Below are 11,818 nucleotides of genomic sequence, written 5' to 3' on the forward strand. Positions count from 1 at the left end.
TCTATTCATCTTTCAGATGTGTGTCCTAAATTACACCCAGTCATTAGAACTTTAAGACGCTTAGCAGCTGTCATTGAAAATACTATGACATATTCTAAGCTGACCAACGGTCCGTTAGAAGGAATTAATAATAAAATCAAACTCATTAAAAGGGTATCTTTTGGTTATAGAAATTATGATAATTTGCGTAATCGAATTATTATAACTTCGCGACTATTTGCCTCAACAACAAAAAAAGAGATTAAACAACCTAAGGTTGCCTAATCTCAATATTGGGACTCATCAGTCCGATTTGACGTAGAGACTTTTAAATTTGATTCATAGTCTATTATTTAAATATTTCCTTTATCCTTAATACGGCGTACAGGTATATTTTTTAAAATGTCGTTTACTACGTAACTCGCACAGATTAATCCTACTGTACTTGGTACAAATGCATTTGATGATGGAGGCATTTGCCCTTTACGATTAATGGCGTTTGCATCTCCAACGGTTGCTTTTACATCTTCACGAATTACAATAGGACTTTCATCAGAAAACACGACAGGTACACCCTTTTTTATACCTTGACGCTTTAGTTTATTACGGATAATTTTAGCCATAGGGTCCATATAAGTTTTAGAAATATCTGCTATTTTAAATCGTGTAGGATCAGTTTTATTAGCTGCCCCCATGCTTGAAATCATCTTAATTCCTCGTTCTAAACACTCTTTCATCAGATGAACTTTATATATTATAGTATCACTTGCATCGATAAAGTAATCAATATCATAATTATTAAATAAATCCTCATATGTCTCCTCAGTATAAAACATGTGAAGTGGTGTTACTTTACAATCAGGGTTAATAAGTTTAATACGTTCTTCCATCAAAGTGACCTTACTTTGTCCAATAGTTGTAGTGAGTGCATGTATTTGACGATTGACATTTGTAATATCTACGTCATCTTTATCGATTAAAATAATATGACCAATATTGGTTCTAGCTAATGCTTCGGCAGCAAATGAACCAACACCACCTACCCCAAGAACTGCAACTGTTTTTTCTTTTAATAGATCTAAACCCTCTTGTCCATATGCTAATTCGTTTCTTGAAAATTGATGTTTCATTTTAAACTCCTTTATAAAAAACAATACGATAACTATATGTTAACAGAAAAAGACAAATAAAAATACGCAAGACATAAAGTCTTGCGTACCGGTAGAGTCCGTGATTGCCGTAGTTATAAAAAGCTTGATCATTCGGCCTGCTATATACAGGTGGGTGCCCTGTTTCTTGTTTTGCAAGTCCTCCAATTGAGGCGTGTGCGCTGCAAGAAAACCTATTGGGCTCCCTGATCAAAAAGTGTTAGGCCCAAATAAAAAGCAAACATACGAACAATACAGATGACTACCTTATGTTTATATATTACCACAGAGGTTTAAATAAAGAAATCCTTATGAACTAGATAGAAATGTATATTTTGTGATTCAAAATTTTAATTATATTAAATTTACATAATATTATTATAGTGTTTATTGGCTAAATATAATTCTGCAACAAAACAAAAAAACACTAAATAAAAGTCACCAAAATCAATTGTGATTTTGATGACTAATGTATTTATATCATTTTATATGTTAAATCTAATGACGAATACGTAAAGAAAGCTCTTCTAATTGTTTGTCTGAGACTTCACCTGGTGCATCTGTAAGCAAGCAAGTCGCAGAAGCTGTTTTAGGGAATGCAATTGTATCACGTAAGTTTGTACGATTAGTTAATAGCATTACTAAACGGTCTAAGCCTAGTGCAATACCGCCATGTGGTGGTGTACCATATTTAAATGCATCTAATAAGAATCCAAATTGTTCTCTAGCTTGTTCTTTAGTGAATCCTAATACTTCAAACATTTTTTCTTGTAATTCACCGTCTGCAATTCTGATTGATCCCCCACCTAATTCATAACCGTTTAAAACGATGTCATAAGCATTCGCTTGTGCATTTTGAGGTTCTGAATCTAATTTACTAATATCTTCTTGTTTAGGTGAAGTAAATGGATGGTGTGCAGCTACATAACGTTTAGCATCTTCATCATATTCTAATAACGGCCAATCTGTTACCCATAAGAAATTAAGTTTATTTTCATCGATTAAACCTAATTCTTTGGCAATTTTAATACGTAAAGCACCTAAACTTTGAGCTACTACATTTGGTTTGTCAGCGACAAACATTACTAAGTCTCCTGATTCAGCCTGTGTAAGTTCTTTTAAAGTCGCAACATTTGAATCTTCAAAGAAACGAGCGATTGGACCACTCAATCCATCATCAACAACTTTTACCCATGCTAAACCTTTAGCACCATAAATATTTACGAATTCTGTTAATGCGTCCATGTCTTTACGAGTATAATTGTCGGCTGCACTTTTAGCTACAATGGCTTTTACTTCGCCATTATTTTCAACAGTATCTTTAAATACTTTAAAGTCCATTTCACGACCTAACTGCGATACATCTTTAAGTTCCATATCAAAACGAGTATCAGGTTTATCTGAACCATATCGTCTCATCGCTTCTTCATAAGTCATTCTAGGGAAAGGACCTGATACGTCAATGCCTTTAACATCTTTAACAACTTTTCGTAACATTTCTTCACCCATTTCAATCACATCTTCTTGATCAACGAAACTCATTTCAATATCGACCTGAGTGAATTCAGGTTGACGATCTGCACGTAAATCTTCATCACGGAAACATTTAACAATTTGATAATATTTGTCAAAACCACTAATCATTAATAATTGTTTAAATAATTGAGGTGATTGTGGTAATGCATAAAATTCTCCTTCATGAACTCGAGAAGGTACTAAATAATCTCTGGCACCTTCTGGCGTAGATTTAGTTAAAACAGGAGTTTCAATATCGAAGAAACCATTGTTATCTAAATATTCACGAATAGAGCGTGTTGTTTGATGTCTCATTTTGAAAGTTTGTGCCAACTCTGGTCGTCTTAAATCTAAATAACGGTATTTTAAACGGATGTTTTCATCAACATTTTGATTTTCTTCATTAATAGAAAATGGTGGTGTTTCTGATTTATTGATAATTGTTATATTAGAAACTTGTACTTCTACTTGACCAGTTTTAATTTTAGGATTCACAGTATCTGGATCTCTCTTTGTTACTGTTCCCTCAACTTCAACTACATATTCTGATCTTACTGATTCAGCTACACTTAAAGCTTCTTCAGAAAAATCAGGGTTAAAGACGATTTGCACGATACCTTCTCTGTCACGTAAATCGACAAAGATTAAACCACCTAAGTCACGACGATTATGAACCCAACCTTTTAAAGTAACTTTTTGGTTTAAAAGTTCTTCTGTAACTAAACCACAATACGTTGTTCTTTTACTCATTTATATTCTCCTTTTTATTATTTATTTTTTTCTTTAAAATAATTTACTAAGTTATTTAAGTTAATAGTTTCTGTTTCACCTGTTGACATGTCTTTGACATCAATCACTTCATTTTCAAGTTCTTGATCACCGATAACAACTGTATATTGAGCATTCAAGCGATCAGCTTGTTTCATTTGTCCTTTAACTTTACGTTGTAAATAATCTTTGTCGGCTTTTATACCCGATTTTCTGAGTTGATTTAAAAGCTTAACGCTATATCGTTCAGCTTCTTCACCCATAGTAACGATGAAAAGATCAAACGTATCCTCGACGTCCAAATCAATTCCTTCTTCTTCAAGCGCCAATAACAATCTTTCAATACTTAAAGCGAAACCAATACCCGTTTGATTTGGTCCATCTAATAATTCAAGCAGTCCATTATATCGACCACCACCACATAAAGTAGTTATTGCACCATCATAATTAGGATTATCCATCATTAATTCAAAAGCAGTGTGTGTGTAATAATCAAGACCACGTACAAGGTTAGGATCTTCAACATATGAAATACCTAAATCATCTAAGTGAGTCTTCACTTCATTAAAGTAAGCTTTTGAATCGTCATTTAAGTAATCAGTAATTCTTGGCGCATTTTTAACCGCTTCTTTATCTCTATCAATTTTGCAATCTAGTATTCTCATTGGATTTGTGTGTAATCTTGATTTACAATCATCACAAAATGTATCTATCACTGGCTCAAAATGACGTATTAGTGCCTCATTATATTCTTTACGTGAATCAGCATCACCAATACTATTGATAACTAATTTTAAATGTTTAAGGCCGAATGATTCATAGATATGCATCACCATAGCTAGAACTTCAGCATCCATGCTCGGATTTTCAGCGCCAATCGCTTCAACACCGAATTGAGTGAATTGACGGTATCGCCCTTTTTGTTTACGTTCATATCTGAACATTGGCCCATTATAATATAATTTAACAGGCTGATTTGGAATACCTTGCATTTTATTCTCAATGTATGAACGTACAACAGCTGCTGTTCCTTCTGGTCTTAAAGTTATGCTTCTGTCACCTTTATCTTTAAAAGTGTACATTTCTTTTTGTACGACATCTGTAGAGTCACCCACGCCACGTGCAAACAAATCTGTACTTTCAAATATAGGCGTGCGAATTTCTTTATAATTATATAATTTCATTAATTTATCAAGTTGATTTTCAATGTAACGCCATTTACTAGAATCTTCAGGTAAGATATCTTGTGTACCTCTAGGAATTCTAATCACACAATCACTCCTTCTTTGTATTTTTACAAACTCCCTTTAATAAAAAAAGTCCCTTATATAGCATTTCTGCTATACAAGGGACGAATCGCCGTGTTGCCACCCTAATTGTAATTAAATTCGTTAGTAAAACTTAATTACCACTCAAAACGTGTAACGTACGTAAAACGGCTTAATCTATTAAAGCACCTGTTCTTGTGTTCAAAGTAATAAATTACTCAGTATAATCTTACAGCCATGGATTATATCTCTTCACAATATCAATTATTGCTACCTCTTTCATTTACACTTTCAAGAATCATAACGGTATTATATATAAAGTTCACTAATTATAATAACGAGTTTATGCTTAGTTTGCAAGCTTTAAGAGGCAAAATATTGTTTTAAACCATCCACTACAGCTTCTTCTACAACTTGTCGATGAATTTGATCTCGTATCATTACCTCATCTGTTGGATTACTTATATATCCTAATTCTAATAACACGGCTGGCTTATTGGTCTGTCTGAGTACTTGGAAGTTCTCTTGTCGAGTTCCTCTATTAGACAACATGGCTTTCTTTTGTATGTTTGTATTTAACGTTTCAGCTAAAGCTTCTTGATTATTTTTATACCAATAAACAGTTGCACCATTAGCATTAGGACTATCAAGAGAATCATTATGTATACTAATGTATGCGTCACCATTAAGTTTTCTATCATCTAAGCTAACATATGTATCATTAGAACGTGTTAATTTAACTGTTGCCCCCTCTTTTTCAAGAGCACGTCTCAATTCTTTAGCTGTTTTTAAAGTATAGTTCTTCTCCAAACTCTTTTTTGAAGTATTACTAGATGCACCCTGGTCATTGCCTCCATGGCCAGGATCTAAGACAATGACCTTATTTTTCAAAGGGTTTACTTTTTTATTCGCATCTGCTTCAATATTTAAGCTTGTGTGCCATCCAGCTATCCAACCTTTTTCAGAACCATCTCTGCTTTCAACTTCTATCCATTTACCTGATTTACTCAATCTAGTAAACGTATCACCTTTTTCGACTTGGTAAATCACAGGATAAGCAGCATTTGGACCAGTTCGTAATTCAGCATTCTCTGAAACTGTAATTCTATTACTCCCTTGATCACTATGATTCATTAGCATAAATAATAATATTAAAAATAATATAAAAGCACCTACAACAATCAATGTTGTCAGATTTTTAAGGTCATGTTTAGATAACCATGCATCTATTTTGTTCATATTATTTTGCCATCCTGACTTTCATAAATAATAGTAACTGGACCATCATTGATAATTTCAACTTCCATATCAGTACCAAATTCACCTGTTTTCACTTTAACGTCATAAGCTTTTAAAGCAGTGTTAAATTTTTCGTATAACACATTGGCTTCTTCAGGATTTTTTGAATTTGAAAATCCTGGTCTATTCCCTTTACGTACATCAGCATATAAAGTAAATTGAGAGATAGATAAAATTTGACCTTCAACTTGTTGGATATTTAAATTAAGTTTGCCATTTTCATCTTCAAACAAACGAGCGTTAATAATCTTTTTAGCAACTGCATCTATATCTGCTTCTGTTGTATCCTTACCTATTCCGACTAAAAGACAGAAACCCTTGTCGATTTCATTGTGAATGCTGTTATTTGTAACTGCTGCTCTTTTTACTCTTTGTACAACTACTTTCATATTAATAGCACCTCATTAATTCCAAACTCTTGACACTGTATATACATCACTTAATTGTTTTAGTTTTTCAACTACACGGAATACATCATTAACATTACGCACCATAACACTAATAGTGATAATTGCATTCTTATCAGTATCAGACCGTCCATTGATTTTAATAATACTTCCGACTGTAGAGTTAACGGCTTGTATTACTTCATTTAATAAACCATTACGATCATATGCACTAACTTCTAAATCTACTTGGTATCGTTGAGTAGAATCTTTAGATTTAACCCACTCAACTGCTATTAATCGTTCTGTTTCATTTTTAACATTTGGACAATCTGTACGGTGCACTTTTATACCATGTCCTTTAGTGATATATCCTACAATATCATCTCCAGGGATTGGATTACAACATTTTGAAAGCTTTATCAATACATTCTCTATACCTTCGACATAGACACCACTATCAGTGATGATATCATCTTTAATTGGAAGTGATTTAATAACTTCCTGCGCCTCGTTTAGCGCTTTTTGTTTATCTTGTATACGTTGTCTTTCGGTCAATTTATTAACAACCTGTAAAGCTGTTACACCACCAAATCCAACTGCTGCAAATAGGTCATCATCATTAGCAAAATTGTATTTCTCATTAACAACTTCTATATTTTTATCAGTTAAAATATCATCTACTCTAAAGCCCTGTTCTTTAATTTCTGCTTCGACCATAAACTTACCTTTTTCAATGTTAGATGAACGGTCTTGTTTTTTAAAGAAACCCTTAATTTTACTTTTAGCACTTGATGATTTAACTATCTTTAGCCAATCTCTACTAGGTCCATAAGAGTGTTTACTTGTACGAATTTCAATAATATCTCCGGTTTGAAGAACATAATCAATAGGAACAATTTTACCATTAACTTTTGCACCAATCATCTTATTTCCGACTTCGCTATGAATAGCATAAGCAAAATCTATTGGAACCGCACCATAAGGCAATTCAATAACATCACTTGCAGGTGTGAAAGCGTACACTTTATCACTTTGTAAATCATATTTCAGTGATTCCATAAATTCTTGTGCGTCAGATGATGTATGATCAGCTTCAGCTAATTCTTTTAACCAATTTAATTTATTTTGAAAATCTTGATTCTTCTCATTAACTGTTTTTCCTTCTTTATATGCCCAATGAGCTGCAACACCATGTTCAGCTATTTCATGCATTTCATATGTTCTAATTTGTATTTCTAAAGGGTCACCATTAGGACCAACGACAGTTGTATGTAGAGATTGATACATATTCTGTTTAGGCATGGCAATATAATCTTTAAATCTTCCAGGCATTGGTTTCCATAATGTATGGACTAACCCTAAAATTGCATAACAATCATTAATAGAATTTACAATTACACGAATAGCTAATAAATCGAATATTTGATCAAACTGCTTTTTCTGCTTCATCATTTTTCGGTATATGCTATAAATATGTTTAGGTCTACCGCTAATTTCTCCAGTGATGTCCATTTTAATCATTTCTGTTTGAATTTTATCTATTGCATTAGCGATATAAGCTTCCCGTTCACTACGCTTTTTCTTCATTAAATTGACAATACGGAAATACTGAACACTGTCTATATATCTAAGTGCAGTATCTTCTAATTCCCATTTAATCGTATTAATACCTAATCTATGTGCCAATGGTGCATAAATTTCTAGTGTCTCTTTAGAGATACGCACTTGTTTTTCTCTAGCCATAGCTTTTAATGTTCTCATGTTATGTAATCTATCGGCTAATTTGACAAGTATCACTCGAACATCTTTTGCAATTGCAATAAATAGTTTACGATGATTTTCTGCTTGTTGTTCTTCTTTAGAACGGTATTTTACCTTTTTAAGTTTAGTAACACCATCGACAATTCGCGCTATTTCTTCATTAAACATATCTTTAACATCGTCAAATGTATATGGCGTATCTTCAATGACATCATGCAGAAAGCCTGCCACTATCGTTGGACCATCTAAACGCATTTCTGTTAATATGCCCGCTACTTGAATAGGATGCATGATATACGGAAGACCATTTTTGCGGAACTGTCCTTGATGGGCTTCATAAGCTATATGGTAACTTTTTAGGACATATTGATAATCATCAGTTGACAAATATGATTTAGCTTTATTTAGCACCTCATCAGCGCTATATGGATACTCGTTATTCAATATATGACACCCCAACTCATTTGTATTTCAAATACTCAACTCATATTCGAATTTTTGAAAATTAAGAAAACATACATTGTCCTTCATTAATCCGAGTATATCATCTATTTAGATATAGAAATGCGAGTATTACTTTAATTTTATCAAATGTTAAAAGAACTACAAAAGCCTTAACATTTTTATAAATAATAGTTCTATGATACTACAAGTTTTTAAATAAATAAATGGTGTTACGCTGAAATCAAATCAAGTAAACAATTTAACGAAAAAAAGGGAATGAGATAGAATCCCATTACGAATTCATTATCTCATTCCCAAAAATTGTTAGACATTAAAAGCATGTACTATGTCTTTTAATTATAGTCACCTATTCATCATATGAAATTAAACTCATCACATCATAATCTTTAATTTTTTCAATACCGTTTAAATATTTAAGTTCAATTATAAATGCAATACCTACGACGATTCCTCCTAGTTTTTCAACTAGTTTAATTGCCGCCTCTATAGTACCTCCAGTAGCTAATAAGTCATCAGTTATAAGAACACGTTGACCTGGTTTAATTGCATCATTGTGCATTGTAAGAACATTTGTACCATATTCTAAGTCATATTCATATCGGATAACTTTACGAGGTAATTTACCCTCTTTTCTCACGGGCGCAAAACCAATACCCATTGAATAAGCTACAGGGCACCCAATTATAAATCCTCTTGCCTCAGGACCTACAACTATATCAACGTCTCTCTCCTTAGCATATTTTACAATTTGATCGGTAGCATAACCATAAGCTTCCCCGTTATCCATAATTGTTGTTATATCTTTAAAACTGACTCCCGGTTTAGGCCAATCTTGCACTTCCGAAACATATTGCTTTAAATCCATATATCTATTTCCTCCTATTTACTAACCCTTCTGTGATTTGATCCAAGTTTTTAATTGCGTAAAATCATCATAAAGTAAAAGTTTCTCAACTTCCATTCTGGATTGTCTTAATTGATAAACACGACTTGTTTCAATATTTTGTTTGTTAGCATTATCTACAATTTTAATTATACCATTTTCGTCAGTTACAAAACCTAACTCATAAAATACTTTAAGCATAAATTTTAAAATATTAGGTTTAACATTCAAATGTTGACATAGTAACATACCCTCTTGTTCAAGATTGGTTTCTTTTTTGGTCATTAGCGCTTTGAAACAGCTTTTAAATTGATTTGACGAGGGCATACCATCAAAATATATACTCTGCTGATGTTGCAAAACTAAATAGAGTTGTGAATAATTTAAGTTTTTGAGACTATCTTTAAGACTGTCTAAATCGTTTGGCAAGTCTCTTAAAATTACTACTTCATGTTCTTGATCGATTTTATCACCATAATAATAGTAATTATGATTCAATTTTTCTTTTTTAGGGTGTATTAAAAAAGCAACTCTAGTATCGTTTGGGTCTATATTTAATTGTTTATGTTTACTTCGGTAATCTAATATTTGTTCTTTATTCGTTGCTATATCTTGAATAATAAACTGTGGTGATTGATTTCCGTTCCATTCATTGATTTGTAAATTTCCTAGTAGATTGATTGGTTGACCAGGTTCAATTTGAGTTGCTAACTGACCATTTTTCCAAAATAGGCTTTGTAATTGTAACTGACCGGTTACTAATTTCAAATGGTTTTTATCTTTTCCAATTGCTCTAACATCAACGACTTCATTATCATCAATTTCCAATAATGGTTTTTCAAAGTCTGTGCCAAATGGACTTAGTCTTTGAATATCACGAATGTTATTTATAGAAATATCATTCTCTTCTAATTTAACTGATACATGTTTTGTCGGCTCTAGTGACGTATGTTCTGATAATTTAAACATCCAGTCATTCAATCCTTGCTCTAAAGCTTCAATATAATCTATTTCCATAGTCATACCCGCAGCCATATGATGACCACCAAACTTAGAAATTAAATCTTGATGTGCACTCAAAATTTCAAACATTGAAACTTGTTCTATACTACGAGCTGATCCTTTAGCATGATTTTGTTCTAAATCAATATTCAGAATTAAGGTAGGTAATGCATATGTCTCAACAATTTTAGATGCTACTATACCTAAGACACCTTCATGCCAATTTTCTTTAGCTAATAGTAAAAATTGATTGCCATTATTCACTTTTTCTTCAGCAATGGCTAGTGCCTCATCAGTTATCTGAGCTACTATTTCTTTACGTTCAACATTAAAATGTTCTACTTGTTCAGCTAGAAATTCAGCTTCTTCTTCATCCTCGGTCATTAATAACTCCGCAGCTAACGATGCATCCTCTAATCTACCAACAGCATTAAGTCGAGGCCCTATAATAAAACCTACAGTTTCTTCGTTAATCGTGTTATTATAACCAGCTTGATTAAGTAATGCTTTAATTTGAATTGGACAGCTTTGATTTAAAAATGATAAACCTTGTTTTACTATAGAACGGTTTTCATCTGTCATTGACACTAAATCTGCTATAGTACCAATCGCAGCTAAACTTACAAAATAATTAGGAGGATTGTCTAATAAAACTTGAGATAATTTGTAAGCTACACCAGCACCGCATAAAAAGTGAAATGGGTATTCATATTCTGGATGCATTGGATGAACGATGGCATACGCTTCAGGCAAAGTACGTCCAATTTCATGATGATCAGTTACTATGACATCAACTCCTAGCTTTTGTACCATTTCAATCTCTTTATGACCTTGTATGCCATTATCGACAGTTATGATGAGAGACACGTCTTCATCATAGGCATTTCTAAATGCAAGTTCATTAGGACCATAACCTTCTGAAAATCGATTAGGAATATACCAACCCACTTCAGCACCTAATGTCTGCAATGTATTAACTAATATAGTTGTAGAAGTGACACCATCGGCATCATAATCACCATATACCAATATACGCTCATTTTTATCAATTGCTTCATTGATTCGAGTCACCGCTTTTTCCATATCACTTAATAGCCATGGATCGTGGTTAATGATAGTTTCATCTAATATAGCTTTAATTGACTCATCATCAGTTATCGATTTACTTTCAAGAAGTTTTTTTATAATCGGTGTTAATTGATATTTTTTTATTAAAGTTTCATTTATGTATTCTGTTGGAGGTTCATAGAGCCAGTTATATTTAGATTTAATCATGTAATTATCCTCCCTTTTTCCAAAAGCCATTATACCGAAAATTCAACTAAATAAAAAGTAAACAAC

The 11,818-nt window shown here is 32.6% G+C and carries 9 protein-coding genes and 1 other RNA gene; 1 reads left to right on the forward strand and 9 read right to left on the reverse strand.

Annotated features, from left to right (window positions below):
• A partial coding sequence (locus tag HMPREF2715_RS01165; protein WP_141757438.1) for a transposase occupies positions 1 to 264 on the forward strand: 264 nt, incomplete at its 5' end.
• Positions 265 to 332: 68 nt separating this feature from the next.
• Here HMPREF2715_RS01165 and HMPREF2715_RS01170 read toward each other — a convergent pair.
• The 9 genes from HMPREF2715_RS01170 to recJ all read right to left on the reverse strand — a co-directional run bounded on the left by HMPREF2715_RS01170 (position 333) and on the right by recJ (position 11,752).
• The gene (locus HMPREF2715_RS01170; protein WP_011275590.1) at positions 333 to 1,109 is read right to left on the reverse strand and encodes a tRNA threonylcarbamoyladenosine dehydratase; all 777 of its coding nucleotides are present in this window, start codon (positions 1,107 to 1,109) and stop codon (positions 333 to 335) included.
• Between the two features lie 91 nt (positions 1,110 to 1,200).
• Positions 1,201 to 1,391, reverse strand: a non-coding RNA gene (gene ssrS, locus HMPREF2715_RS01175) — 6S RNA.
• A 234-nt stretch (positions 1,392 to 1,625) separates the two neighbouring features.
• Positions 1,626 to 3,392 carry an aspartate--tRNA ligase gene (aspS, locus tag HMPREF2715_RS01180; protein ID WP_070580819.1) on the reverse strand — a complete coding sequence of 589 codons (1,767 nt, stop codon included), beginning with the start codon at positions 3,390 to 3,392 and terminating at the stop codon, positions 1,626 to 1,628.
• A 17-nt stretch (positions 3,393 to 3,409) separates the two neighbouring features.
• Entirely contained in the window at positions 3,410 to 4,681 is a 1,272-nt protein-coding gene (hisS, locus tag HMPREF2715_RS01185; RefSeq protein ID WP_070580821.1) for a histidine--tRNA ligase, read from the reverse strand.
• Between the two features lie 360 nt (positions 4,682 to 5,041).
• The gene (locus HMPREF2715_RS01190) at positions 5,042 to 5,917 is read right to left on the reverse strand and encodes an N-acetylmuramoyl-L-alanine amidase family protein (RefSeq protein ID WP_070839179.1); all 876 of its coding nucleotides are present in this window, start codon (positions 5,915 to 5,917) and stop codon (positions 5,042 to 5,044) included.
• On the reverse strand, positions 5,914 to 6,366 hold the full coding sequence (gene dtd / locus HMPREF2715_RS01195; RefSeq protein WP_070580825.1) for a D-aminoacyl-tRNA deacylase: 453 nt from the start codon (positions 6,364 to 6,366) through the stop codon (positions 5,914 to 5,916). Before dtd ends, HMPREF2715_RS01190 begins: the two co-directional genes overlap by 4 nt.
• A 15-nt stretch (positions 6,367 to 6,381) precedes the next feature.
• On the reverse strand, positions 6,382 to 8,571 hold the full coding sequence (locus tag HMPREF2715_RS01200; RefSeq protein WP_011275585.1) for a RelA/SpoT family protein: 2,190 nt from the start codon (positions 8,569 to 8,571) through the stop codon (positions 6,382 to 6,384).
• Between the two features lie 367 nt (positions 8,572 to 8,938).
• Positions 8,939 to 9,457: an adenine phosphoribosyltransferase gene (locus HMPREF2715_RS01205; protein WP_070580827.1), complete on the reverse strand. Its 519-nt coding sequence runs from the start codon at positions 9,455 to 9,457 to the stop codon at positions 8,939 to 8,941.
• Between the two features lie 21 nt (positions 9,458 to 9,478).
• Positions 9,479 to 11,752, reverse strand: coding sequence for a single-stranded-DNA-specific exonuclease RecJ (gene recJ, locus HMPREF2715_RS01210; protein ID WP_070580829.1), 2,274 nt, complete (start codon positions 11,750 to 11,752; stop codon positions 9,479 to 9,481).
• Positions 11,753 to 11,818: the final 66 nt, after the last annotated feature.

Source organism: Staphylococcus sp. HMSC062A01 (genome assembly GCF_001836805.1).
GTDB lineage: Bacteria > Bacillota > Bacilli > Staphylococcales > Staphylococcaceae > Staphylococcus > Staphylococcus haemolyticus.